Below are 24,780 nucleotides of genomic sequence, written 5' to 3' on the forward strand. Positions count from 1 at the left end.
TATATAGCAGAACAAATAGCCTTAATCAAAATAGGAACACGAAGACCTACAGCCGATCACAATAAAAAAGAGATAAGTATTAACAGATGGGAATTTATAGCGAGTGAACCATTATTGGTACTTATACAGAATCCAGCGACAAATGATGGGCAGGGAATACTGCCCATCTATCGCGCGCGTTACTTACCGTTCGTCAGCGTGTTATAGCTGGTCATCAGATTGCGGTAGTCCGGGATATGGTTGGAGAACAGCGTGCCCAGGCCTTCGATGTCGTTGCGCCAGTCGCGGTGCAGTTCGCAGGCGACGCCGAACCAGGTCATCAGCTGCGCGCCGGCGGCTTCCATGCGGCTCCAGGCCGACTGACGCGTCAGCTCATTGAAGGTGCCGGAGGCGTCGGTCACCACAAAGACCTCAAAGCCTTCATTGAGCGCCGACAGCGCCGGGAATGCCACGCACACTTCGGTCACTACGCCGGCGATGATCAGCTGCTTACGGCCGGTGGCTTTTACCGCCTTGACGAAGTCGTCGTTGTCCCAAGCGTTGATTTGACCGGGGCGGGGAATGAAAGGGGCATCGGGGAATTGGGCCTTCAGTTCCGGCACCAGCGGGCCGTTGGGGCCGTTTTCGAAACTGGTGGTCAGAATGGTCGGCAGATTGAAGTACTTCGCTAAATCACCCAGCGCCAGCACGTTGTTTTTAAACCGATCGGGATCGATATCGCGCACCAGCGAAAGCAGCCCTGCCTGATGATCCACCAGCAATACGGCGGCCTGGTCCTTGTCGAGGCGTTTGTAGTTTGCAGTCATGGTTTTACTCCTGTGGGGGTTGATGTTGCGGATGAAGCGCCCCGCCGCAGGGACGGGGCGCTGAGGTCTAAGTGTAGCGCCTGAGCCGGGGAACGCTTCCCGGCTCGGGCGCCTGCGGTCAGCCGGCGCTCGCTTCGGCGTTCATGCTGCCGAACTTGCCGCTGTTGAAGTCGCGGAACGCCTGCTGGATTTCCGCGTCGCTGTTCATGACGAACGGGCCGTAGCCGACGATAGGCTCATCGATCGGTTCGCCGCTCAGCACCAGCAGCGCGACGTCGTTGTTGGCTTCGATAGTGATCGCATCCCCCGCCCGGTCGAAACGCACCATTTGGGTTTCGCGCACCACCTCTTCGCCGTTGACCAGGATCGCGCCGTGCAGCATCACCAACGCCAGCGTATGGCCTTCTTTCACCGTCAGCGTGGTGGTGTGGCCGGCATTCAGCTTCATATCCCACACGTTGAGCGGGCTAAAGGTGCGTGCCGGGCTGGCGTGGCCGCCGAAGTCCCCGGCGATCACCCGCACCTGCCCTGCGCCGTCCGCCAGCGGAACCACCGGAATATCGGCGTTCAGCAGCGTCTGATAACCCGGCTCGGCCATTTTGTCCTTGGCCGGCAGGTTGACCCACAGCTGCACCATTTCCATGGTGCCGCCCTTGCGCGAGAACTCCCGCGAATGGAACTCTTCGTGCAGAATGCCGGAGGCGGCGGTCATCCACTGGACGTCGCCGGGGCCAATCACCCCGCCGCTGCCGGTCGAGTCGCGGTGTTCCACTTCGCCCTGATAGACGATGGTCACCGTTTCAAACCCGCGATGCGGATGCTGACCCACGCCGCGGGTGCCGGAGGCAGAGCGGAATTTGGTTGGCGCCGCGTGATCCAGCAGCAGGAACGGGCTCATTTCCGCCCCCAAATCGTTATAAGAGAACAGCGAATTCACCAGGAAACCGTTACCGACCCAATGTGCTTCCGGGCTGTTGTGAATACCGAGGATTTTTTTCATCTTGAACTCCCGTTTCAGGCCTCACGGCCTTAAGTTGATGGCAGAAGTTTAATCCGTCGGGGTTTGCTGCAGTAGTAGGCAAGATGTACACTCAGCGTTCCACTGGTAGAACGATAAGGGATAGGATGCTGACCGATCTGAACGATCTGTTTTTCTTCGCCAGCGTGGTTGATCACCAGGGATTCGCCCCCGCCGGCCGGGCGTTGGGCATTCCCAAATCCAAGCTCAGCCGCCGCGTGGCGCTGCTGGAAGAGCGCCTGGGCGTGCGCCTGATCCAGCGCTCGACGCGGCGTTTCTCGGTGACCGAGGTCGGCCAAAACTATTACGCGCACTGCAAGGCGATGCTGGTGGAAGCGGAAGCGGCGCAGCAGGCGATCGAACAGACGCGCGCCGAGCCCTGCGGCACGGTGCGCATGTCCTGCCCGGTGGCGATCCTGCACACCCGCGTCGGCAGCATGGTGGCGGCCTTTATGGCCGACTATCCGAAGGTGACGGTGCATCTGGAAGCGACCAACCGCCGGGTGGACGTGGTGGGGGAAGGGTTGGATCTGGCGATCCGCGTGCGGCCGCCGCCGCTGGAAGACAGCGATCTGGTGCTGAAGATCCTGGCGCAGCGCACCTGGTGCGTCGCCGCCAGCCCGGCGCTGGTGCGCACCCTCGGGCCGGCGCACGCGCCGGAAGACCTGCGTAAATACCCGACGCTCGATCTCGGCCCCGCGCGCGCTCAGCACCAATGGCGGCTGACCGGCCCGCAGGGTGAACGGGTGGAGTGGGAACACACGCCGCGGCTGGTCACCGACGACATGCTGATGCTGCGCACCGCCGCCATCGCCGGCGCCGGCATCGTTCAGCTGCCGGCGATGATGATGCGCGACGACATGCTGCGCGGCGAACTGGTCCAGCTGCTGCCCGGCTGGCAGCCGCAGGGCGGCGTGGTGCATGCGGTTTACCCGTCGCGCCGCGGGCTGCTGCCGGCGGTAAGGCTGCTGCTCGATTATCTGGGCGAGCAGTTCACCAGCATCGAAGAGGAGTGATCAGGCGGTGATTTCAATCGCGTTGCCGTCCGGATCGCGGATGACGGCCTCGTAGAAGCCGTCGCCGGTCCAGCGCGGCGCGGACTGCAGGATGCCCTCCTGCTGCGCGCGCTGCGCCAACCGATCGACCTGCCGCTCATCCCCCAGCGACAGCGCGATGTGCGCCCAGCCCACCCGCTCTTCCTGGGCCTGCGCCGGCAACAGCGTCGGCACGCGCATGATCTCCAGCGTCGGCCCGGCCGCCAGGCTGACGAAGCGGGAAACAAACCCCGGCCGGTTGCGGCTGACGTACTCCTCGCCCGCCTCAGCGTTGAAATAGCGCTGCCAGAACGCCAGCTGCGCGTCGATGTCGCGGGTCCACAGGGCTACATGGGCTATTTTCATCATCATTCTCCGGTCGGTAAATCGCTGTGCCAAACCTGGCCGCCGCCCTGCGCCACCTGCAGCTCGAGCTGCGGGTGCGCGCCGCGCGCCGTCACCAGATGATCCACCCGCCCGGCGGGCAGGAAGGGGTAAGGGGCGTAGGTATTGAGTTTGTCGCAGGTACACAGCACCGCTACGCTGCCGGCACGCGTCAGCAGCCGCTTTTTGAACGTGGCATCCTGGTAGCTCAGCGCGGAAAAGCCGCCGTCCGGGTCGTAGGCGCAGATGCCGGTGAACACCAGATCGAAATGGAAACCGTCTATCTCTTCCGCCGCCTTGGCGTCCACGCAGCCGCCGACCTGCGCATCCAGCTCGCCGCCGATCAGGATGGTGCGGAGCCCCGGCCGCTCCAGCATTTTACCGGCGATGCTCAATGCATTGGTCACCACCGTCAAACGCCGATCGCGCGGCAACAGATCCGCCAGATACAGATGGGTGCTGCCGGCGTCGAGGAAGATCAGCTGCTCTTCACCGATCAACCCCAGCGCGGTCTGCGCCAGCGCCAGCTTCTCATCGCCGCTGAGCGCCATGCGCGCCGCAACGGGGCCTTCGGCCGGCGTCGGCGCCAGCGCGCCGCCATAGATGCGTTTGCACAGATTCTGCGCCGCCAGCTGGCGCAGATCGCGGCGGATGGTGGCTTCGGTGGTATTCAGCCGCTGCGCCATCTCCAGCGCCAGCACCCGCCCCTGTTGGCGAAGCGTGTCGAGAATGGCCTGGTGGCGCTCATTCGGTAGCAGTTTGGACATCGTGTCAATCCGGTGACGCTAAAGCGATCACAAATGTACACAAACAAACACAAACGTACAACCGTGAGCGAAAGAAAAATCGCCGGGCAGGATTTTCGCCTGCGGGATGTTGGCTATACTGAGGCAAGCGAAGTTACCGCAGACGTAACGGCTTGGACGCTAAGGGAAAACGATGTTATTGACGATCGCAAGGTGGCTGTTTCAACTCCCCGGGAAGCTGTTCGGGCTGATTTTCAAAAATCGCCTGAGGATATTTTTGTTCTTCATGCTGGTCGCCGTTGGGGTGCTCGGCGCCAAGCGCTATCTGCGCGCCCACCAATATGACGACGAGTTCAGCCTCGCCGCCCCCGCCGATTACAACCGCGCAATAAAGCGCGAAATGCCGCTGCGCGAGGCGCGTGAACAGTGCGGCGGGCCGCTGCATGACAATGCCGGGCAGCCGTGGCCCGCCTCAGCGGGTTATCTGCATCAGCCGACGCGGCTGCCCACGGCCGGTCTGCATCGGCTGACGCTGGATAATCAGGGCAACGATTTTGCGGTGCTGGTCAAGCTGGAAACGCCGACGGCGCCGCAGCAGCTGGCGGAAGTCTTTATTCCGCCCGCCGGCAGCTTCGAGGTGAAAATCAATGCGGACGCGGAACACGTGATGAAAATCAAGAACATCAAGACCGGCTGCATGTTCCGCTCCCGGCCGTTCAACCTGGATAAACAGCGCGATTGGCGCATGCCGCTGACGCTACAAAAGGACGGCAGCCTGCAACTGCAGTCGATAGGCGATCGCCAATTCTGATCGGGCGCCGGGCGGAAAAGCCGGCGCCGCGAGGGTTACTTTTTCACCGGATGATCGCGGCGGAACAGCTCCCAGCTTTCAATTTCCTGCCCACTCGGCAAGGTACAGGTGGAATACTGGCCCGCCGCGTTCTCTTTGGCGTTCAGCTTGCCGCCGATTTGGGTGCAGTACACGTCGGCCGGGTTCGCCATGCCGATCGGTTTCACCTGCGGCGGCGGTGGCGCATCGTTGGATTTCACGGAACACCCCTGCAACATCGTCATCCCTGCCAGCAGGGAAAGCATCAACGTTTTTTTCATTTTTCCAGCTTATGCAAAAAAGAACGGCGGAGCGCTCCGCCGTTCGCTTATCATGAAATAAAGGATTTGCCCTGTTTCAGCACCAGATCGCAGGCTTTTTGCTTCACCTTCTCGGTGATCTGCGAGGTGCCCAGGCTGTTCAGATCCAGGCTCTTGCCTTCGCCGGTCTGCAGCAAGCCGCCCAGGCCCTGCTGATAATCCTGGCTCTTGGCGTTTTCGGTGCTGGTGATGCCCAGCTTGCTGAGCAGCTGATCTTTCACCCCTTCGGCGCCGTTAGCCGACAGCACGTTGTTTTTCACGCAGTACTGCAGGATGCCGGCGGCATTGGTCATGCTGCTGGAGCTCAACGCCTTGTCGCCACCGTTCAGCAGGCCGGTCAACGAGGAGAGCGACATGCCGCCGCTGCTGTCGCCGCCCGACTTACTCAGTTCGCCCGCCGCGCTGCTGAGGGAATCCATCAGCCCGGCGGCCTGGCTGGCGCCGCTGGCCAGGGTAGCGGACAGCGCCAAAGCCAGCAGTAAACGATGTTTGGTGATCATAGTGGTGAAACTCCTGTAATAACGGCATGCAATCGGCGCAGCGCGCCGGGATACCCTTTCCGACGCCGCCGGCGGCGACAAGTTCCTTTAATCTCGCCGCTGCGCCGTTTTTCGGAATTCAGGAAGTTTAGAACTGCCAGCGCAGCCAGGCGAAGAACACGTTGCCGTTGTTATAGGTGCCGGGAATGTAGGTCGCCTGGAACGTCAGCCGCTGATAGCCGATAGAAGCCAGCGGCAGCGGCGCCGGGATGGGAATGTATTTCCAGTTGTCACGCGCGGTGACGCTGGCGGTAAAGCCCAGCCCCAGGCGGAAATCCTTGTCATCCAGCGGGCGCCAGATCTTCTCGTAGGCGTAGCCGCCGATCGGCTCCCACTTGTTGAAGGAGTCCTTGAACGCCATGATGTAGATGCCGTGCCAGTCACCGTCGCTGTCGTAGCGGGAGATGCCGTAACCGGCGCCCCACGGGCGTTCGTTGTACTTATCGATATGTTCATCATCATAAGTCCAACGGTTGTGCCAGGTAATGGCCGGGATATAGAGATCGTGGTTAGGCGAGTTGTTCCAGGTCTCCGCCACGTTATCGGTAAAACGCTGCCATAGACCCGGTTTTTCAGCCTGCGCGGTATTGCCACTTTCTGTACCAACCTCAGCGTAAGAAGGCAGTGCAGGAAATATCAACGCCAGAGAACATGCCAAAAGAGTCCGTTTGAGAAACATCGTAAAGCTCCTGTAAAAATACGGCCGCAGATTTTTACCGATAGCCCAGGCAAGATCAAGCTGTATCTAATTTATCCAACGCCCGTTGTGCTTTGGTTAAGTTTAGCGCCGGAAAATGCCCAATAATTCATAACAAACTGTACTGATATCCGCATGCTATCGCCTTTAAGACGGTAAAGCCGTGGGAAAAGTCCGCTTTGTCGCACGCTACTCGCGGGCAAGATGCTTGACCAACACATCGACATCGAGACGGTTCACAAATTCCAGAGAATATGAGGAATAGAGGCCGAACAGGCGGTTTTGGTGCCCGACCACCACCAGATCGATGCCGGCCTGATGAATGAAATCGTTGACGTCCTTAAAGCGCCGGATGGTGACAATTTCCTTGACCGCAACCGGCGCATCGACGGCGCTCACCAACCGGCTCAGCATCGCCTTGGCGGCGATCACCTCCTGCGCCTGGCGATCTTTGACCAGCGCATCGCTGCCGTACTCCAGCTCCGCATAGTCGGCGTTAAGGTGGCCGACGGTGATGGCGATCGGCAGCCCGCGCACCATCACCACCGTTTGACGCAGCAACGGCAGCCCATCGCGCTCATCGTGAATCAGTACCAGAATATGTCGATAGCTTTTCATCGCTCTTTCCCCCCGTCGGTCAGTGCCACTGGGGCACCGCCCTCTTTGGTAGGTATACGCCATCTGCGCGCACGTGGAGAAAAGTTTACGTATCACTTCCCACGGAATGTGATGGCCACCACGTTATCTTAGCGCCCGCAACGGCGTATTTTAACGCCGGCCCGACGTGGCGCGCACCGCCGCCCCCGTAAAGCAAAGCTGACGGAAACCGACGAATAAAAAACGATTGTTGTTAATTTTTTGTTTTTGATTGGTTGCGTGATGGTTTCTTAAAATAAGCGTGCGGCGGATCACCAAAATTCCCCTTTACGTCAGCGTCGGCTTTTCTTTTCCAGGCTAACTGCCGGGCACCGCCAGGCAGGATTTAACGCGGCATCAAAAGTACCGGTAAACTCCCCCTGCATCATGATAAATGCCAACGCGGCGCCGTTTCTCTGCTGATATTCCATCAAGGAAAAATACCGCCGCACGCCAATACGCAATATCCCTACTTTTTATGTCTTACTCAATCGCGTAAAGCGCCGAATACAAACCGTCTATTTACCGCGTGCCCACCGTCTCTTGAACAAGCCGGCGCTTTAAATAACTGTTAATGCTAACGACACAACATCGCCAGCAATTTATTTTTGCTGATTTTCGCCTGACAAAATAAAGATAAATAATCCGGAGCAATCAATGAAAATAACTATCGGGTCATTCATTCTGCAACAGCTTCACGCCCTGAACGTCGATCGTATTTACGGCGTGCCCGGCGACTATAACCTCAGCCTGCTGGAGCTGCTGGAAAGCGACGACCGGCTGGCGTTTATCGGCAACTGCAATGAATTGAACGCCGCCTACGCCGCCGACGGCTATGCCCGAATGAAGGGCGCCGGCGCGCTGATCGTCACCTACGGCGTCGGCGATCTGGCCGCGCTGTCCGGCATCGCCGGAGCCTATGCCGAATCCTCGCCGGTGGTCTGCATCGCCGGCACGCCGCCGCTGCACGCGATGAAGAATCATCAGCTATTGCACCATACTCTGGGCGACGGCAATTTCGACAACGTCATGAACTGTTTTAAACAATTCACCGTTGCTCAAGCCTTGATTACGCCGGAAAATGCCGCGCAGGAAATTCCGCGCGTTATTTCCCGCGCCTGGATAGAGAAGAAACCGGTGTATTTACAGCTGCCTTCCGATATTTGCGACGTCGAAATTGAAATCACCGCAGCCACAGAGGCGCCGCAGTTGCCGGCCAGCGATAAATACAATGTGCAATTAGCGGCGATGGCGCTGTTAACCAAAATAAAACGCGCGCAGCGCCCGATCATGTTGGTCGACCAAATGGTGGATCGTTATCAGCTGCAGCGGTTGGTGATCGAGGTCGCTCACCGCTTTGCCATTCCGCTGACCAATATGCCGACCGCCAAATGCATCATTCCGGAAGATACCGCCGGTTGGATGGGCGGCTACAGCGGCAACCTGTCGCGCCCCGAACTGTATGAACGCATGGCGCACTCGGACTGCGTGCTGAGCTTCGGCGTGCGTCTGGTGGACTCCACCACCGGCTATTTCTCGCAGCAAATTCCCGCCGCCGCTCAGGTGGATATCCAGCCGTTCTCGCTGAAGCTGGACAGCACCTCCTATCCGGCGGTGGCGACGGCGGATCTGCTGCAGGCGCTGCTGGATCTGAGCGAAGACGCGCCGGTACAGCGCCTGGCGCCGCTGCCCGATCCGCGTGAAAAGCTGGCGACGCCGAGCGACGCCCCCATCGACCAGGCCTATCTGTGGCAACGGATCCAGCGATTTATCCGGGCAGATGACGTGGTGGTGGTGGAAAACGGCACCTCGGGCGCCGCCATCGGCGGCATGCGCATGCCCGGCGGTGTCAAGGTGGTCAACCAACCGATCTGGGGTTCGATCGGCTATACCCTGCCGGCGCTGCTCGGCACCCTGATGGCGGCGCCTGAGCGCCGTCACCTGCTGTTCATCGGCGACGGCTCCTTCCAGCTCACCGCGCAGGAAGTGTCTACCCTGCTGCGCTGCGAGCAAAAGCCGATCATCTTCCTGATCAACAACGACGGTTACACCATCGAGCGGTATATCCTCGGCGAAAACTCGTCCTACAACGACATCGGCCCGTGGGACTACGCCAAACTGCCGGCGGTATTGAATACCCAGGCGCAGCCGTTCAGCGTGGCGGTGGAAACCACGCAACAGCTGGAAATGGCCCTGGAACACGCCTCGCGGCAGGATCGGCTGGCGTTTATCGAGGTGAAAGTGCCGATGATGGACACGCCGCCGGTGATGAAAGAGTTCTGCAACCGCTGCAACAGCTTTAACTTCGGCCTGACCAACCCGCGCCGCAGCGCCTGATGCGCGATCGCGCCGCCGATGGTTTCAGGCCACCGGCGGCGTTTTCTTTTGGGTTACCCGCCGGCGCGCGCCATGCAGCGCTGGCGGCGTTCATCCACCCGTTTGGCGAACCAGGCGGTGGTCAGCTTGCGGGTGATTTTCGGGCTTTCCAGCTGGATGCCCGGTAGCATCTCGCGCGGCAACTTGCCGCCCGCCAGCGCAAAGACCTTCTTATACAGATCGGTGTCGGCAAAGTCGGCCGTCTCGCCTTTCTCCAGCGCCCGGCGAATGGCGCTGTCGCTCATGTTCAGGCGCTTGCCGAGCGTGCGCACCGCCAGCTCGGTCGAGCCGGGCTTGTCGCTGCCGAAGTCGATAAGATCGCCGTCCAGCGCCAGCGGAATGGCGCTCGCCCGGCTGACCGCGTTTTGGAACGCCGCGTTGCGGCTGGCGTACCAGCCGGCGTTGAAGTCGGCAAAGCGATAAATCGGCCGGCTGTAATCGGCCGGATATCCCAGCAAATGCATAATGCCGAAGTACATGCCGCCGCGCCGGCTGAAGACTTCGCGGCGAATCGAGCCGTCGATCGGATAAGGGTACCCTTTGGCGTGCGCCTCGGCGAAGGCGATGCTCACCTGCATCGGGCCGCCGGTATGTACCGGGTTTAAATGGCCGAACAGCTTCTGCCCCATCGGCACGCGGTCGATCATGTCATCGAAGATATCGCTCAGATCCTTCTCGGTGCGCACCTTATCCAGCCGCTCGCTGTAGCTCTGCCCGTTCGACGACGAAATCTTCAACGCGGTGTGTACCAAAAAGTTCGGGATGTGCATCTGATCGGCGCGGCGGTCGATCTCCTTCCAGGCGATCTTCGGCAGCCCCGGCACCTGCGGGTTAGCCCGGAACGTCGACTCCTGTTCGGTCACCGCCAGCACCGAACACAGGTTCTCATCGCTCGGCTCGATGCCCTGCGCGGCGAAGGCGGCGGTAATATCGGTGGCCCAGCCCTGACGATCGCCGGCGTTGGCCGGGATCAGCGTCAGCAGCCGGGCTTTGACATCGGCGGGGCGCGCCGTCGGCGCCGTGGTGGTGGTTTTGCTGGTACAGCCCGCCAGCGCCAGCAGCGCGGCCAGGCTCAGCCAACGGAAGGATATCGGGTGGAATAAACGAGGTATCGGCATCTTTTCCCTGAACGTGATGACATGAACAGCACTGAAATTAGCCCAGCCGCCGCGCACAATCCAGTATAAAGATATGCCACGCCTTTCCGTCAGGCCGCTATGTTCAAACGCTCGATAAAGATGTATTTTATATACATCATATAAATCACTTTGCTTGCCCAGCCAGAGGAGCCCCTTATGGAGCAGCAGCTGCTTTGCTATAAAACCCTGCCGGAATGGAACAGCGACACGCTGCCGGAGGCCTTCCGCCAGCGCCACAACACCCAGAGCGGCACCTGGGCGAAGCTCACCGTGCTAAGCGGCAGCCTGACGTTCGCCATGATGACCGAGGACGGCGCCACCACCGAGACCTGGCAGTTCAGCCCCGAAAGCCAGCCGCCGTTTATCGCACCGCAGCAGTGGCATCGCATCGTTTCCTTCTCGGACGACATGACCTGCCGGCTGGCGTTTTACTGCACGGCGGAAGATTACTACCACAAGAAATACGAACTGACGCGCACCCACTCCGAAGTGATCGAGGCGGCGGCGCGCATCGCGCCGGGCAAGGCGCTGGATCTGGGCTGCGGCGGCGGCCGCAATTCGCTCTATCTCAATCTGAAGGGTTTCGACGTCACCGCCTGGGACAAGCACGCGCCGTCGATAGACCGCCTCAATCAGATCATCGACGCCGAGCAGCTGACCCGCCTGAGCGCCGGGGTGCAGGATCTCAATACCCACCGCTTCAGCGGCGAATACGACTTCATCCTGTCCACAGTGGTGATGATGTTTCTCGAACGCCAGCAAATTCCGCATATCGTGCAAAACATGCAGGGCAGCACCGTACGCGGCGGCCATAACCTGATCGTGGCGGCGATGGATAGCGAGGATTATCCCTGCCCGCTGCCGTTCCCGTTCACTTTTAGCCCGGGTGAACTGCAGCATTATTATCGCGACTGGGAGATCCTCAAATACAACGAGGACGTCGGCCAGTTGCACAAGACCGACGCCGCCGGCAACCGTATCTCGCTGCGCTTCGCCACCCTGCTGGCGCGCAAGCTATAGCGCGTCGTGAAAGATCACCCCCAGCGTGTGGCGTTGGCCGGAACGTACCCGGCTGACGCCGTGGCGCAGATTGACCCGATAATAGCCTTTCCCCCCCGCCACCGGGCGATGATGCACGGCGAACACCACCGCGTCGCCCTGCTGTAGCGGCACCACCTCCGGCCGGCTCTGCATCCGCGGCCGCTGTTCGGTCAACACGAATTCGCCGCCGGTGAAATCCCGTTCGGGGGCGGAGAGCAAAAACGCCACCTGCAGCGGAAACACCCGCTCGCCGTACAGATCCTGATGCAGGCAGTTGTAATCCCCCGCTTCGTAACGCAACAGCAGCGGCGTCGGCCGCCGTTGGCCGGCCCGGTGGCATTCGGCCAGGTAGGCCTCGTGTTCGGCGGGATAGCGTGCCGCCAGGCCCAATAAGGTATTCCAGCGGTTGGCCACCAGCGCCAGCCGCGCATACATCAGGCTGCGCGCCTCGGCCACCGGCAGCGGCAGCGGGTAGGCGAAATACCGGTACTCGCCGCGGCCAAAACCGTGCTGCGCCATCACGATGCGGCTGCGAAAATGCGCATCGTGCGGGTAAAGCGCCGAAAGCTCGCGGCACAGCTCTTGGCTGAGCACGCCAGGCAACCGCGCACAGCCCTGCGCATCGAGTTCACGTTCAATCGCCGCCCAGTCCAATTCGGCCAGCCGCGCCGCCAGCGAGCGGCTCATCGCTGCGCCTCTTTTTCCAGCAAGGCTTTCTTGCGCTCGACGCCCCAACGATAGCCGGACAAAGCGCCGTCGTTGCGCACCACCCGGTGACAGGGGATCGCCACCGCCAGCACGTTGGCGGCGCAGGCGCCGGCCACCGCGCGCACCGCTTTGGGCGCGCCGATGCGCCGGGCGATGTCGGCATAGCTGACAGTTTCGCCGACCGGTATCGTCTGCAGCGCTTGCCAGACCCGCTGTTGAAACGCGGTGCCGCGAATATCCAGCGGCAGCGCCAACCCGTTCTCCGGCGCTTCAATCAACCCCACCACCTGCGCCATCAGCGCTTCATACTGCGCGTCGCCGCCGATCAGCTCGGCATTGGGAAATTTGTCCTGCAGATCCTGCACCAACCGCTGCGCATCGTCCCCCAGCAGAATGGCGCAGATGCCCACCTCGCTCTGCGCCGCCAGGATCTCGCCCAGCGAACAGCGCCCGACGGCGAAATGGATGCGCATGCCTTTACCGCCCGCCCGGTAGGCCTTCGGCGTCATGCCCAGCGCGGCGTTGGCTTGCCGGTAGAAGCGGCCGTTGGCGCCATAGCCGGCGTCGAAGATCGCGTCGGTCACCGTCTCCTGCTGCGTAAGACCGGTGCGCAAGCGCTGGCTGCGCTGCGCGTCGGCATAGCCTTTCGGCGTCAGGCCGGTGATCGCTTTGAACAGCCGGTGGAAATGGTATTGGCTCAACCCGACGTGGCGCGCCAGGGCCTGCAGCGACGGCGCTTTCTCCGCCCGTTCGATATAGCGGCAGGCCTCGGCTATCTGCCGCGCATGCTGCTCGGTCAACGGCGTCAGCCCCTGGCGGCAGCGTTTGCAGGGCCGATAACCCGCCGCCTCCGCCTGCTCGGCATCGTCGAACAGCTCCACGTTTTGCCGATTCGGCTGGCGTGACGGGCAAGAAGGCGAGCAATACACGCCGGTGGTTTTCACCGCATAGATAAAGCGGCCGTCGGCTTGCTTGTCGCGGCTGACGATCGCCAGCCAGCGCGGATCGGCGCTGTCGATTACGTTTTTCATCATCCGTTCCTCACTGCGGTTTCGATGTTAACCAGCATAGTGACGGGCCGTTGGCGAAACACGCCGACTCTTGCTTTTTAATTCGGCGCCGACGTTTTCAGCAATGTTTCGACAATTTTTAACCAACAACATGAAGTTTATTACGTTGCCAACCCGGTTGCACAGCGTTAGGATCGCGGCCGGTCACGGGCGTGGCCAGTGTTTTTGCCTGTTAGTTGCGCGCATGGAGAGGTTATTGTGTTAGAGAGTTTTGGCGTCCTGAATTTATGGACCTATTTGGCCGGGGTGGTCTTCATTATCATTCTGCCGGGGCCGAATACGCTGTACGTACTGAAAACCGGCGTATCGCGCGGCGTGCGCGCCGGCTACACCGCGGCGCTCGGCGTGTTCATCGGCGATGCAATCCTGATCTTCTGCGCCTATATCGGCGTGGCTTCGCTGATCCGCACCACGCCGTTCCTGTTTACCCTGGTGCGTTTTCTCGGCGCGATTTACCTGCTGTTCCTCGGCGCAAAAATCCTCTACGCCACCTTCGTGCAGAAGGCGCAGGCGCAACAGCAGCAGAGTGAAGGCGGCCACAGCATTCTGCGCAAGTCGCTGACGCTGAGCCTGACCAACCCGAAAGCTATCTTGTTTTACGTGTCGTTCTTCGTGCAGTTCATCGACTTCAACTACGCGCACACCGGGCTGTCGTTCACCATTCTGGCGCTGATCCTCGAAGCCGTCAGCTTTATCTACATGAGTACGCTGATCTTCTCCGGCGCGATGCTAGCGCATTTCTTCAATCACAAGAAAGGCCTGGCGAAGCTCGGCAACGGCCTCATCGGCCTGCTGTTCCTCGGCTTCGCTACCCGTCTGGCGACCCTGAGCTCGTGATCCCTCCCGGCCAGCGCCCGCCGGCCGCGGTTTACCCTTCCGTCACGGCAAAATGACACGCAGGGCAAACCGAATGTCAGGCAGACCAAAGCCGCCGCTTTTCCGCTGATCTAGACTTGCAGGGTTAACGATAACCTGATGAGCCTGATCGGAGGATGTATGTCTGACAATACCGTAGCCGTGCTGGATAGTGTGTCGCGTTTTCTCGATCGTCAGCATGGGCTGTATATCGACGGCCAGTGGCGCGCGTCTGCCGCGGAAGGCCGCCTGGCGGTGTATAACCCCGCCAATGGGCAGCAGATCGCCACCACCGCCGATGCCAACGAACACGACGTCGCGCTGGCGGTGCAGTCCGCCCACAAAGCCTTCAGCGAAGGCGTCTGGGCGCAGCGTCTGCCGGTAGAACGAGAACGCATCCTGCTGCGCTTCGCCGATCTGGTGGAACAGCACGCCGAGGAGCTGGCGCAGCTGGAAACCCTGGAACAGGGCAAGTCCATCAACATCGCCCGCGCCTTCGAAGTCGGCAGCACCCTGAACTGGATGCGCTACACCGCCGGGCTGGCGACCAAAATCACCGGCCAGACGCTGGACGTCTCCATTCCGATGCCGCCGGGCGCCAAATATCAGGTTTATACCCGTAAAGAGCCGATCGGCGTGGTCGCCGGCATCGTGCCCTGGAACTTCCCGCTGATGATCGGCATGTGGAAAGTGATGCCGGCGCTGGCGGCGGGCTGCTCCATCGTCATCAAGCCGTCGGAAACCACCCCGCTCACCCTGCTGCGCATGGCCGAACTGGCGAGCGAAGCCGGCGTGCCGCCGGGCGTGTTCAACGTGGTCACCGGCCGCGGCACCGTGTGCGGCAAGGCGCTGACCGAACATCCGCTGATCGCCAAAGTCAGCTTTACCGGCTCCACCCCGGTGGGCAAAAGCATCGCGCGCGCGGCGGCGGATCGCCTGACCCGCGTGACGCTGGAGCTGGGCGGCAAAAACCCGGCCATCGTGCTGAAAGATGCCGATCCACAGCAGGTGATCGAAGGCCTGATGCTCGGCAGCTTCCTCAATCAGGGGCAGGTGTGCGCCGCCAGCTCGCGGATTTATATCGAAGCACCGATTTATGACCAGCTGGTGGCCGGTTTCGAACAGGCGGTGAAATCGCTGTCGGTCGGGCCGGGGATGGATACCGGCGCGCAAATCAACCCGCTGGTGTCGCTCGCGCACCGCGACAAGGTGGCGGCCTACCTGGACGACGCCCGGGCGAAAAACGCCGAGCTTATCGGCGGCGCGGCCGGGCCGGATGCCAATGGCTTCTACATTCCGCCGACGCTGGTGATCAACCCGGACGACAGGCTGAACCTGACGCGCGAGGAAGTGTTCGGTCCGGTGGTCAACCTGATTCGGGTGGCGAGCGCCGAAGAGGCGCTGAGCAAGGCCAACGACACCGACTTCGGGCTGACTGCCAGCCTGTGGACCACCAGCCTGCAGCAGGCGATGGCGCTGACGCCGCGCATTCAGGCCGGCACCGTGTGGGTCAACACCCATACGCTGATCGACCCTAACATGCCGTTCGGCGGGTTCAAACAGTCGGGCAGCGGCCGTGATTTCGGCCCGGATTGGCTGGACGCTTACACCGAGTCGAAATCGGTCTGCGTCCGCTATTGAGTGAAGCGGCGCGGGCCTGGCCCGCGCCCTGGCTTACTGATACTGCCGACGGTACTCGCTCGGCGACATGCCGAAACGCTGCTTGAAAGCGGTCGAGAAATGGCTGTGATCGGCAAAACCCCAGTCGAGGCCGACTCCGGCCAGCTTCTCCTGCCCGGCGGCGCTGCGCAGCGCCTGCGCGCACAGATCCAGCCGGCGGTTCCTGATGTACTGCGCCACCACCAGCCCCTGACGGGCGAACAGCCGATACAGACTGCGCAGCGACACCCCCAACTCGGCCGCCACCCATTCCGGGCGCAGCTGCGGCGACTGAATATGCCTGTCGATCAACGCCAGCGCCTTGTCGAAAACCGGCTGTTGCCCCTCCGGGCGCGCCTGTTCGAGCGCCAGCGCCGGGCGCAGCAGCGCCGCCAGCGCATTCAGCACCGCCTCGCTTTCCGCCGCGGCGAGCTGAGGATCCTGCATGCTGCTCAGCACCAGTTGGCGGCTGAGGCGCACCGCGCTGAGCTCTGCTCCGAGACGCTGGGCGCAAGGCGGCGGCACCGGCAGGCAGCCGCGCGGCAACAGCAGGGAGATTTGGCGTGAATCGCGCTGGAAGGTGAAGCTGCTGGGCCGTGAGGCGTCGATCAGCGTGATGTCGCCGGGAGAGAGCACCGTCTGGCTCTCGCCCTGCTCCATCAACGCGCTGCCGCGCAGCTGGAAGACGGTAAAAAAGTGCGCGCCGTCGCTGCGGGCGATCTCGCGCGGCGTGCGGTACAGCCGGGCTTGAGACACGTCGACCACGCTCAGGCGCAGCGCATGGGCGCGAAACTCCTGCATCGCCCCGCTGAAGCCCGGCCCCAGCGTTTTTGCGCAGAATCTGCCGCAGGCGGTGTTGATTTTGCCCAGCCACTCTTCGAAGCCGACGTCCCGGAGCGTTGCCAATGCCGTCATGATCTCTCCCTTCAAACAGCAGCGGTGCTGCGCCGTTGAACAGAAAACCACCATAACAATCCGTTAACACACAATCAATGGCGAGCCGGGGATTTGGCGCCGCGATCACAGATCATCGGGCGTCGGGGAGGCATCGCCTTAAGGCTGCGTATCCAACAGATGCCGCACCACCGCCGCGTACTCTTTGGCGTAGCCTTCAACGCTGGTGCTGGCCATGCCGGCATTGTCTATCTTGTATTTGCCGGCTACGTAGAACGACGGGGTGCCACGCACCTCGAACGCCTTCACCGCTTCGTTCTGCTTGGCGATCAACCCTTTGACCAGCAGGCTGTGGCGCGCGTTTTCATAGGTGGCGGCATCGATGCCGGCCGCCGTGAACACCCGCTGAATATCTTCGGCGCTATTGACGGCGCGCTGTTTCTGCACCGCGTCGAACATCGCCCCTTCAATCTTGTCTTCCACGCCCAGCACCGTCGCCACCGCCCAGGCTTCGGTCAGCTCATTGCCCAATTTGCCCATCAGGCTGACGTGATACCTGGTGACTTTTTCGCCGGCGGGCAGCGCCTGCGCCACGGTGCTGCCTACCCGGTAGGTCTCGGCGAACTGATAGCAAGGGCCGCAGTAGAAGGAGAAGAACTCCACCACCGCAGGCGCGGCGGCTACCGGCTTATCCAGCCGGGTGTATTGCTCGCCCGCACGGTAATCCGCGGCCTGAACCGCGGGCAGCGCCAACATCAATACGACGGCGGCGGCGAACGAACGCTTAACGTTTGCCAACATAAACACTCCTGGTTTCGATTATGAACATCGTCCTTAGCGGCGGTTTTTATAATCAAATAACCGGCAGAAGGCCAGTTTTTATTACCTTCTGTTTATGTGGGATTCAGTCAGCGGCCTTCGTAACCGTCCCAGTAGGCGCCCACCGCTTCCTGCGACAGCACCTGACGGCGTTTAGGATTGTCGGAGCCGCTGTAGGCGCGATTGATGAAAATGGTTTTGTGTTCCATGTTCTGCTGGAATTCCGGGCTGGCCAGATAATCGGCCTTTTTCTGCGCCTCGCTGCGCGCCACGCCCGCCGCGCGATCCTTTTTCCCCTGCTGGTAGAACTGTTCGAACATCGGCACGGCGTTTTTAATGCTGCTGTTCACATCGGTGCGGAATTGCGGGTCGAAGTCGTCGCGCGTTTGATAAACGTAGTGCTTGGCATGCCGCTCCGCGCTGCTGAGGTGGTGGGTGCAGGCGCTGAGCGCCAACAGCGGCAACAACAGCGCCGCGCTTTTCAGTCTTTTCATGTCGTCTGTCCCTGTCAGTGAGGAAGGTTCCTTTAGCGCCAAGAGCATAGCGCCGGCCCCCGGTAAACGTCAAACGACAAAATACGCATCACATTGTTTTATATTAATATTATATACATTGATTGGTATTCATTGCCTGAAACACTATGCTTTAACCGAACAGGGTAAACACTCACCGACAGCGAGGCGGCCAATGAAACCGATCGACAAAAACGTGGGGGAGTACGACCTCACGGCGGAAAAAAAAGCGGGCATGATCACCGGCACTATCCGCGGCGAACTGCCGGACAGCGACGCCAATCTGCCGCTGCTGCCCTTCTCCGGCACCTTTGCCGGCCCGAGCGTGGCCGAAGCCATCGCCGATATTCAGCAGCAGTTCCCCGACATCGAACCGGCGATTATCGACGACTTGCGCGAGGAACTGCTGAAGGCCGGTTTCTAAACCGGATCGCGGTGGCGCACGAACGGGCTATAGACCGGCGCACCGGGCTTCAGCGCCAGATCGGCGTCAAAATCGTCATTGCGGTTGAACCGCACCGCCGGCCAGGCGGCAAGATCGCCTAAGCCAGCCCGATACGCCTGCGTCACCTGCGCCAAAGCGGCGTTCTGCGCCTGCAGCGCCTCGCCCGTCAGCCCGCCGCGCACGCCATAAACCAGGAACGGCTCCAGCACGCTAAAGCCGATATACTGCAACGCATGCATGATCGGCCACAGCATCAGCCGCATATCGCCGTCGCGCCCGTTCGGCGCGCAGGCCTGAGCGGAGGCGCCGGCGGTGACGGTCAGCAGCGCCCGTTTGCCGCGCATCACGCCGTTTTCATGGCGGTGGCGGCTGTCGTAGATCCCGCCGTAAACGAACACCCGATCCATCCAGCCCTTGAGGATGGCCGGCGCGCCGAACCACCAGAAAGGGAACTGCAGCACCAGCGTGTCCGCCCAGCGCAGCAGCTCGATATGCCGCCGGATCTCCGCCGGCAGCGCCTGAGTCGTCCAGTGATGGCGCTGCTCCTGCATCGCATCAAATCTGTCCGCCTGCTTTCTGCTGGGGTAATGGTCTGCGCCTTCACGCGGATCAAACCCCTCCTGATACAGATCAACCGTCTTCACCTGGTGCCCCTGCGCCAGCCAGGCCTGCCGCGCCTGTTCGGCCAAATGGGCATTGAAAGAATGCGGCTCGGGGTGAGCCAGCACAATCAGCACGTTCATCCTGTGTCTCCCGCTGTAAGGTGGTGCTGCTATGCTGTGGCTTTATCGCACCCTTGGCAATTACGCACCTGAAGGTAACCCCCCCATGGCCTATCCCGGCGACGTCTATTCGAGTAAATGCTCCGCGCGCGATGCGTTGGCGCTGATTTCCGGCAAGTGGGTGATGCTGATCCTGCCCGCGCTGGCGCAGCGGCCGATGCGCAACGGCGAACTGCTGCGCCGCATCGACGGCATTTCACAGAAGGTGCTGACGCAAACGCTGCGCCAGCTGGAACGCAACGGGCTGCTCGAACGCTTGGATTTAAGTGAAAGGAATCAGGCGCATGTGGAATACCGGCTCAGCGCCGTCGCCTGCTCGCTGGTCGAGACGCTGACGGCGCTCGACCGATGGGCGGAATACCATTTCCCCGAGTTGGACGCCGCCCGCAAGCGCTATGATGCAGACCGCAAGCGCGCGGCCGATTAAAGCGGTTTGCCTGGCAACGCGGGGCGCACAGAATGCGCAGCTGAGACGCTTGTTCCCCGTCGCGCCATCCGTTATCTATAGTTAAATCAATTCGCCGCTAACGGCCCCCCCACCTGAGGATCTTGCCTTGACGTTTTCAAAACACCCTATCGCCGGATTGGTGCTGGCTGGCTGCAGCCTGTTGTCGGCAGGCGGCGCGCTGGCCGCTTCCGATGCGCTGGTGTACTGCACCGTCGCCTCGCCGGAATCGTTCAACCCGCAGCTCGCCAGCTCCGGGCCGACCTTTATCGCCACCTCGCAGGTGCTGTACAACCGCTTGGTGACGCTGCGCGAAAGCGATAAAACCCCCGCCCCTTCGCTGGCCACCGAGTGGAGCGTCAGCCCGGACGGCAAGACCTACACCTTTACCCTGCGCCAGGGCGTGAAATTCAACAGCAATAAATACTTCACCCCAACACGCGACTTCAACGCCGAAGACGTGGTGTTCACCGTGATGCGGCAGAAGGATCCGGCTAACCCGTATCACAAGGTCTCCGGCGGCAACTATGAATACTTCACCGACATGGGCCTGGATAAGCTGATCGCCAAGGTGGAAGCGGTGGACGAGCATCACGTGCGCTTCACGCTGAGCCAGCCCAATGCCGCCTTCGTCGCCGACTGGGCGATGGATTTCGCCTCGATCCTGTCCGCCGAATACGCCGACGCGATGCTGAAAAAAGGCACGCCGGAATACGTCGACAACTGGCCGATCGGCACCGGGCCGTTCGCGCTGCAGCAGTACAAGCAGGATTCGCTGATCCGCTACATCGCCAATCCGCACTACTGGCAGGGCGAAGTGGCCAGCAAGCACCTGATCTTCTCGATTACGCCGGATCCGCAAACCCGGCTGGCCAAACTGAAAACCAACGAATGCCAGATTATCCCCGCGCCGCTGCCGGAACAGTTCGCCGCCATCAAGGCCGACGGCAACCTGCAGCTGCACGACATCACCGGGCTGAACGTCGGCTATCTGGCGTTCAACACCCAGAAAAAGCCGTTCGACAACCTGCTGGTGCGCCAGGCGCTGAGCTATGCGGTGGACAAGAAAGCGATCGTCGCCGCGGTGTTCAAAGACAGCGGCACGCCGGCCAACTCGCTGCTGCCGCCGGGCATGCTGGGCTACAACGATCAACTGCCGGAATACGCCTACGATCCGCAGAAGGCGCGCGAGCTGCTGAAGCAGGCCGGGCTGGAGCAGGGCTTTGAGACCGATATCTGGTCGATGCCGGTGCAGCGCCCCTACAACCCGAACTCGAAGCGCATCGCCGAGATGATCCAGAGCGACTGGGCGAAGGTGGGCGTGAAAGCCAAGATCGTCACCTGGGAGTGGGGCCAGTATCTGGCCGGGTTGCGCAAAGGCGAGCAGCAGAGCGCGCTGTACGGTTGGGTGTCGGACAACGGCGATCCGGACAACTTCGCCACCCTGCTCGGCTGCGCCGGGGTGCAGAGCGGCGCCAACGTGGCGCGCTGGTGCGATAAGGATTATGACCGGCTGATCCAGCAGGCGATTCTGGAGAACCAGCCACAGGCGCGCGCCAAGCTGTATCAACAGGCGCAGGTGATCTTCGCCAAACAGGTGCCGTGGCTGCCGCTGGCCACCGGCAAAGTGTTCTACGCCACCCGCAGCAACCTGAGCGGCTATGTGGTGGACGTGAACGGCAGCGATTTCGCCAAGGCCAAATTGAACTGATCCCGGGCGCCGCAGCGAGGGCTGCGGCGCTATTTGCTTCGCTACTTATTAAGCTGCCAGCCTCTGAATCTATCGTCCATTAGCTTCACAACTTACGATGCCAACTGCCTCCAAACACTTAGCCCACTAAATTCATAGCTTAACAAGCGGTTTAACCCCTGGCATTTTGCTTAAACTGCACACGGGCGCTTTCCTCACCTGTAACATTTCGTTACCATCGGCGCACAGACCCTTTAACATCAAAAGGCAACTCGGTGCAGAACACCTACATGCCGTGGCAAATTCGCCTGCACTGGCTGGTGGCGATCCTGCTGGTCATCACCTGCGTCACTATCGAGCTACGCGGCTTTGCCGAACCGGGCAGCGCCCCCTGGTACGTGCTGGTTGTCACCCACTTCAGCTGCGGCGTAACGGTGTTTGCGCTGATGATCGCCCGCCTGTTCCTGCGCTGGCGCCACCCTTCTCCCGCCATCGCGCCCAAACCGCCTAAGTGGCAAACCGGCCTGGCGCACCTGACGCATACCCTGATTTACCTGCTGCTGTTGACGCTGCCGGTGCTGGGGGTGTATTCGCGCTATCTGGGCGGCAAGGAGTGGTATCTGTTCGGCCTGCCGATGCCGTTCGCCGACGTGGCCGATCGGCCGCAGGCGCGGATGATTATCGGCTGGCACAAAACGCTGGCGTCATTCGGCTACTGGCTGATCGGCCTGCATGCCGCCGCCGCGCTGTTTCACCACTACATCGTCAAGGACAATGCGCTGGTGCGCATGCTGCCGTTGATGAAAAAGCGCTGAATAATTTGGCGCCAGGGATGAATTTTCGGGCCACGCCCGCCGACAGGGAATGACATGCAAACCCAATTTTTTAATGTGACCGTCGAACAATGTGCCTGCCAACAGACGGCGCCAGACAACCTGGTGAGGATCATCGCCGCCGGCCAAACGTTCTTTTTTTACCGTGACGACTTCAGCGACAGCGAAAATCTGCTGGCCACGCTCGCCGCCGGCGATCGGGTGAAGATCGGCGCCCATCGCCTGCAGGACGGCAGCTACTGGCTCCACTGGCTGCTGCACGAGACAAAAGGCCGGCTGGAGCCCGACAGAACGCTGAAATACAAGCTGAAATACTTCGCCCTGCTGGTGCTGGGCGCGGCGCTTGCCGGCGGTTTTCCGGCAGCCTTTTTCATCATGGACGGGGAAGATTCCTGGCTGACCATCGTTCTGTTCTTTATCGCCGTAATCGCCGGCCTTGTCGGCATCGGCATGGTGCTGTTCGTCGGTTCGGAGCTGCTGCTGATCGGGCATCGCGGCCGCAGGCGCCTGCTCAAGGCGCTGGATCGCGTGCTGCAGGGGCAAGACGTCACGCCGCCCGGATCGCTCAGCCTGAAAATCCCCGGCATCAAATACCGGGCCGTCAGTGCAGACGCCGCGTCAGTGCCCGCAGCGCAGCAAACCGACGTCCCCCTCCCCGACGGCGTCGAGGCCTCCGGCATCGAGACGGTCAACGCCCTGAGCTACGAACTCCTCCACTATGAGATCCCGCGCCAGGTGCAGTATTTGGACACCTATGCGTGGCGCCAGAAGGAGACGCACTTCGCGTTGACGACCCGCGCGCTCAACGTCCCCAATACCAAACTGCATCCGGTATTTCGTCGGCAACATCCGCTTTTCATCGCCAAAGGCGATCCGCTGCAGGTGCTGTATTGCGAGAACGACACCGTCCCCGAGTTGCCTACGGTGCGTGGGATCATCAACCACCGCGATCGCCAGACCTACCTCATCGGTGGCCGCCGCTACTTCACCGAATCCGGCCTTAACCTGTGCGCGCGCGTTGTCTTCATTCTCGGCGCGATCGTGACGTGCTTTGTGCTCGGCCTGGCGGTGGCGGATAACGCCGATACCCCGGCGGGCTTTTACCTGGATGCCTGGACCCTGCAGCGTCTCGGCAGCGAATTGCCACCGATTCTTCTCTTAATGATGCTGATGGTCAGCGGCCTGGCGCTGTTGATCGAGGGCTTCGCCCAGATCTGCCGCCTTTACTCTTTTGACCAGCACCGCACGTTTAAAACGTTCAAATACCTGCGCAATCTGCGCCGCAGGTTATGGCGGCAGGATCAGGTGACGGAGCTGAAATGATGACGTTAGCGCTTTATAAAAGACCCCTTATTATCCTGACGCTGTTTTTGGCCAGCGCGCTGGGTGTCTATTTCCTCGCCCCTGAACAACGCTATGCGCAGTGGCAATGGACCCAGAGCGACGAAGCATTGCCGACGATAGCCCATTACGATCTCATCCACAGCTACCCGGCGCAGGACGGTGCCCTGCTGCTCATCAGCAAAAGGAGTGAGCGCGGGGCCTACAATAGCTTTTACGGCTGGGCGGCCAACTATCTCAGCCAGGTATTGTTCAGCGGCCCGCAGGGATTGCAGATGCTGGGAGAACTCGACGAGTCTATCCACGATGCGGTTTGCGGCGGGCAGGAGTGCGTGCTTTTTCTGTCCAAGGGGCGCCGGCTGGTCGATGTGAAACAGGGCACCATCGGGGCGCTGATCCCCTGGCCTGAGGGCGACGACAACCGGCCTTCCTTTATCGGCGGCAAACTGGTGGCGCTGCCGGGTAAACGCGCGCTGTATCTCATCAGCACCGAAGGCGTATTCTACAGCCCGGACTTTGGCGTCCATTGGCGGCAAACGCTGGATCTGCCGGCGCTGTTGGAAGCGCGACAGCTGCTGGGTTTTGAGCGCGGCGAGGAGGACTCACCGACGGCTTACGCCTCCGGCAAGCGCAAATCCATACCCGAGATCTTTACCGCCGTTGACGGCGATCGCGTGCTGTTCTGGATGAATCCGGTGCTCGGCTCCGGCGCCTTGCACATCGCCGTTAACGGCAAAACCGGCGAGGTGGCCGAACCGCATTGGCTCACGGTGCGCGTGACGGAAAGCGCGCAGGCCCCGGATGGCGGCATCTACCTGATCGCACAGACGCTGGAAAGAGGGCTGTATCAGCTCCTGCGTTATCAATCCGACGGGCAGTTGAAGGTGCTGCTGGAGACCGGCGATAAATCGCTGTATCAGCTGTGGGCAGGCAACGACAAGCTGGTCACCCAAACGGATAACGGCGATGCGCGCCTTTCGCTGATTTTCGATCTGCGCTCATCCGACGTGCGCTACCGCCAGCCGTTGGAGTACCGCTACAACGGGCGCGACGACGCACGCCAAACCGTGATCGAACCGGAAAGCCACTATGGCGATGACGGGGAGCCCCCGGCGCTGCCCTACTTCGTTCGCTACCGTTCCACCACGCCGTGAACATGAGG

Annotated in this window: 27 protein-coding genes; 12 read left to right on the plus strand and 15 right to left on the minus strand. The window is 61.2% G+C overall.

Features of this window, described 5'->3' with window-relative positions; translation table 11 throughout:
• Positions 1–179 precede the first annotated feature (179 nt).
• Together ycaC and ACSBQQ_RS14030 are read right to left on the minus strand one after the other, a co-directional pair.
• Positions 180–806 (minus strand): isochorismate family cysteine hydrolase YcaC, encoded by a 627-nt coding sequence (ycaC, locus tag ACSBQQ_RS14025; RefSeq protein ID WP_004928476.1) that lies wholly within the window; start codon positions 804–806, stop codon positions 180–182.
• Between the two features lie 118 nt (positions 807–924).
• Positions 925–1,806 carry a pirin family protein gene (locus ACSBQQ_RS14030; protein ID WP_060429198.1) on the minus strand — a complete coding sequence of 294 codons (882 nt, stop codon included), beginning with the start codon at positions 1,804–1,806 and terminating at the stop codon, positions 925–927.
• Between the two features lie 125 nt (positions 1,807–1,931).
• Between ACSBQQ_RS14030 and ACSBQQ_RS14035 the strand changes: the two genes are divergently transcribed.
• Positions 1,932–2,840, plus strand: a complete 909-nt coding sequence (locus ACSBQQ_RS14035; protein ID WP_033637243.1) for a LysR family transcriptional regulator — start codon at positions 1,932–1,934, stop codon at positions 2,838–2,840.
• Here ACSBQQ_RS14035 and ACSBQQ_RS14040 read toward each other — a convergent pair whose 3' ends face one another.
• Together ACSBQQ_RS14040 and ACSBQQ_RS14045 are read right to left on the minus strand one after the other, a co-directional pair.
• A complete protein-coding gene (locus ACSBQQ_RS14040; RefSeq protein ID WP_033647378.1) occupies positions 2,841–3,224 on the minus strand; it encodes a VOC family protein in 384 nt (127 codons plus the stop codon).
• A 2-nt stretch (positions 3,225–3,226) separates the two neighbouring features.
• The gene (locus tag ACSBQQ_RS14045; protein WP_060429199.1) at positions 3,227–4,009 is read right to left on the minus strand and encodes a DeoR/GlpR family DNA-binding transcription regulator; all 783 of its coding nucleotides are present in this window, start codon (positions 4,007–4,009) and stop codon (positions 3,227–3,229) included.
• Positions 4,010–4,181: 172 nt separating this feature from the next.
• On the opposite strand from ACSBQQ_RS14045, the gene ACSBQQ_RS14050 reads away from it, so the two are divergent.
• Positions 4,182–4,799 (plus strand): hypothetical protein, encoded by a 618-nt coding sequence (locus ACSBQQ_RS14050; protein ID WP_033637240.1) that lies wholly within the window; start codon positions 4,182–4,184, stop codon positions 4,797–4,799.
• 35 nt (positions 4,800–4,834) lie between these two features.
• On the opposite strand, the gene ACSBQQ_RS14055 is transcribed toward ACSBQQ_RS14050, so the two are convergent.
• The 4 genes from ACSBQQ_RS14055 to ACSBQQ_RS14070 form a co-directional block, all read right to left on the minus strand.
• The gene (locus ACSBQQ_RS14055) at positions 4,835–5,098 is read right to left on the minus strand and encodes a putative hemolysin (protein ID WP_004940597.1); all 264 of its coding nucleotides are present in this window, start codon (positions 5,096–5,098) and stop codon (positions 4,835–4,837) included.
• Between the two features lie 50 nt (positions 5,099–5,148).
• Entirely contained in the window at positions 5,149–5,637 is a 489-nt protein-coding gene (locus ACSBQQ_RS14060) for a DUF2501 domain-containing protein (protein WP_033637239.1), read from the minus strand.
• A 127-nt stretch (positions 5,638–5,764) separates the two neighbouring features.
• Positions 5,765–6,355 (minus strand): lipid IV(A) palmitoyltransferase PagP, encoded by a 591-nt coding sequence (pagP, locus tag ACSBQQ_RS14065; protein WP_025301698.1) that lies wholly within the window; start codon positions 6,353–6,355, stop codon positions 5,765–5,767.
• A 207-nt stretch (positions 6,356–6,562) separates the two neighbouring features.
• On the minus strand, positions 6,563–6,991 hold the full coding sequence (locus ACSBQQ_RS14070; RefSeq protein WP_049213771.1) for a universal stress protein: 429 nt from the start codon (positions 6,989–6,991) through the stop codon (positions 6,563–6,565).
• A 675-nt stretch (positions 6,992–7,666) separates the two neighbouring features.
• Here ACSBQQ_RS14070 and ACSBQQ_RS14075 point away from each other — a divergent pair.
• Positions 7,667–9,346, plus strand: a complete 1,680-nt coding sequence (locus tag ACSBQQ_RS14075) for an alpha-keto acid decarboxylase family protein (protein ID WP_060387330.1) — start codon at positions 7,667–7,669, stop codon at positions 9,344–9,346.
• Between the two features lie 53 nt (positions 9,347–9,399).
• Here the strand turns inward: ACSBQQ_RS14075 and ACSBQQ_RS14080 are convergent, their stop codons facing one another.
• Entirely contained in the window at positions 9,400–10,503 is a 1,104-nt protein-coding gene (locus ACSBQQ_RS14080) for a DUF1615 domain-containing protein (RefSeq protein WP_049213770.1), read from the minus strand.
• Between the two features lie 177 nt (positions 10,504–10,680).
• On the opposite strand from ACSBQQ_RS14080, the gene tehB reads away from it, so the two are divergent.
• A complete protein-coding gene (tehB, locus tag ACSBQQ_RS14085) occupies positions 10,681–11,544 on the plus strand; it encodes an SAM-dependent methyltransferase TehB (protein WP_060429201.1) in 864 nt (287 codons plus the stop codon).
• On the opposite strand, the gene ACSBQQ_RS14090 is transcribed toward tehB, so the two are convergent.
• Together ACSBQQ_RS14090 and ada are read right to left on the minus strand one after the other, a co-directional pair.
• Positions 11,539–12,252 (minus strand): 2OG-Fe(II) oxygenase, encoded by a 714-nt coding sequence (locus tag ACSBQQ_RS14090; RefSeq protein ID WP_060429203.1) that lies wholly within the window; start codon positions 12,250–12,252, stop codon positions 11,539–11,541. The two genes, tehB and ACSBQQ_RS14090, sit on opposite strands and share 6 nt — an antisense overlap.
• On the minus strand, positions 12,249–13,304 hold the full coding sequence (ada, locus tag ACSBQQ_RS14095) for a bifunctional DNA-binding transcriptional regulator/O6-methylguanine-DNA methyltransferase Ada (protein ID WP_049213767.1): 1,056 nt from the start codon (positions 13,302–13,304) through the stop codon (positions 12,249–12,251). The genes ACSBQQ_RS14090 and ada overlap by 4 nt, the downstream gene beginning before the upstream one ends.
• 237 nt (positions 13,305–13,541) lie before the next feature.
• Here ada and leuE point away from each other — a divergent pair, with 237 nt between their 5' ends.
• Positions 13,542–14,180: a leucine efflux protein LeuE gene (gene leuE / locus ACSBQQ_RS14100; protein WP_049213765.1), complete on the plus strand. Its 639-nt coding sequence runs from the start codon at positions 13,542–13,544 to the stop codon at positions 14,178–14,180.
• Positions 14,181–14,339: 159 nt separating this feature from the next.
• A complete protein-coding gene (locus ACSBQQ_RS14105) occupies positions 14,340–15,839 on the plus strand; it encodes an aldehyde dehydrogenase family protein (protein WP_060429205.1) in 1,500 nt (499 codons plus the stop codon).
• Between the two features lie 33 nt (positions 15,840–15,872).
• Here ACSBQQ_RS14105 and feaR read toward each other — a convergent pair whose 3' ends face one another.
• The 3 genes from feaR to ACSBQQ_RS14120 all read right to left on the minus strand — a co-directional run bounded on the left by feaR (position 15,873) and on the right by ACSBQQ_RS14120 (position 18,064).
• The gene (gene feaR, locus ACSBQQ_RS14110; protein ID WP_041033541.1) at positions 15,873–16,772 is read right to left on the minus strand and encodes a transcriptional regulator FeaR; all 900 of its coding nucleotides are present in this window, start codon (positions 16,770–16,772) and stop codon (positions 15,873–15,875) included.
• A gap of 138 nt (positions 16,773–16,910) precedes the next feature.
• On the minus strand, positions 16,911–17,552 hold the full coding sequence (locus ACSBQQ_RS14115; protein WP_049196452.1) for a DsbA family protein: 642 nt from the start codon (positions 17,550–17,552) through the stop codon (positions 16,911–16,913).
• 107 nt (positions 17,553–17,659) lie between these two features.
• The gene (locus ACSBQQ_RS14120; RefSeq protein ID WP_060429207.1) at positions 17,660–18,064 is read right to left on the minus strand and encodes an Exc2 family lipoprotein; all 405 of its coding nucleotides are present in this window, start codon (positions 18,062–18,064) and stop codon (positions 17,660–17,662) included.
• A 193-nt stretch (positions 18,065–18,257) separates the two neighbouring features.
• Between ACSBQQ_RS14120 and ACSBQQ_RS14125 the strand changes: the two genes are divergently transcribed.
• Complete coding sequence (locus ACSBQQ_RS14125; protein ID WP_019454278.1) at positions 18,258–18,506, plus strand: hypothetical protein; 249 nt, start codon at positions 18,258–18,260, stop codon at positions 18,504–18,506.
• Here the strand turns inward: ACSBQQ_RS14125 and ACSBQQ_RS14130 are convergent.
• Positions 18,503–19,270, minus strand: coding sequence for an NAD(P)H-dependent oxidoreductase (locus tag ACSBQQ_RS14130; protein WP_060429209.1), 768 nt, complete (start codon positions 19,268–19,270; stop codon positions 18,503–18,505). The genes ACSBQQ_RS14125 and ACSBQQ_RS14130 overlap by 4 nt on opposite strands.
• 85 nt (positions 19,271–19,355) lie before the next feature.
• Here ACSBQQ_RS14130 and ACSBQQ_RS14135 point away from each other — a divergent pair, with 85 nt between their 5' ends.
• From ACSBQQ_RS14135 to ACSBQQ_RS14155, 5 genes are all read left to right on the plus strand, one after another.
• The gene (locus tag ACSBQQ_RS14135) at positions 19,356–19,736 is read left to right on the plus strand and encodes a winged helix-turn-helix transcriptional regulator (RefSeq protein ID WP_060429211.1); all 381 of its coding nucleotides are present in this window, start codon (positions 19,356–19,358) and stop codon (positions 19,734–19,736) included.
• A 127-nt stretch (positions 19,737–19,863) separates the two neighbouring features.
• The gene (locus tag ACSBQQ_RS14140; protein WP_060429213.1) at positions 19,864–21,465 is read left to right on the plus strand and encodes an ABC transporter substrate-binding protein; all 1,602 of its coding nucleotides are present in this window, start codon (positions 19,864–19,866) and stop codon (positions 21,463–21,465) included.
• 269 nt (positions 21,466–21,734) lie between these two features.
• Positions 21,735–22,259, plus strand: coding sequence for a cytochrome b561 (cybB, locus tag ACSBQQ_RS14145; protein WP_079656961.1), 525 nt, complete (start codon positions 21,735–21,737; stop codon positions 22,257–22,259).
• Positions 22,260–22,313: 54 nt separating this feature from the next.
• Entirely contained in the window at positions 22,314–23,600 is a 1,287-nt protein-coding gene (locus ACSBQQ_RS14150) for a hypothetical protein (RefSeq protein WP_033653325.1), read from the plus strand.
• Positions 23,597–24,772 (plus strand): hypothetical protein, encoded by a 1,176-nt coding sequence (locus ACSBQQ_RS14155; protein WP_060429215.1) that lies wholly within the window; start codon positions 23,597–23,599, stop codon positions 24,770–24,772. Before ACSBQQ_RS14150 ends, ACSBQQ_RS14155 begins: the two co-directional genes overlap by 4 nt.
• The last annotated feature ends 8 nt before the right edge of the window (positions 24,773–24,780 follow it).

It is taken from the genome of Serratia sp. G204Y, assembly GCF_051172435.1.
Lineage (GTDB): Bacteria > Pseudomonadota > Gammaproteobacteria > Enterobacterales > Enterobacteriaceae > Serratia > Serratia sarumanii.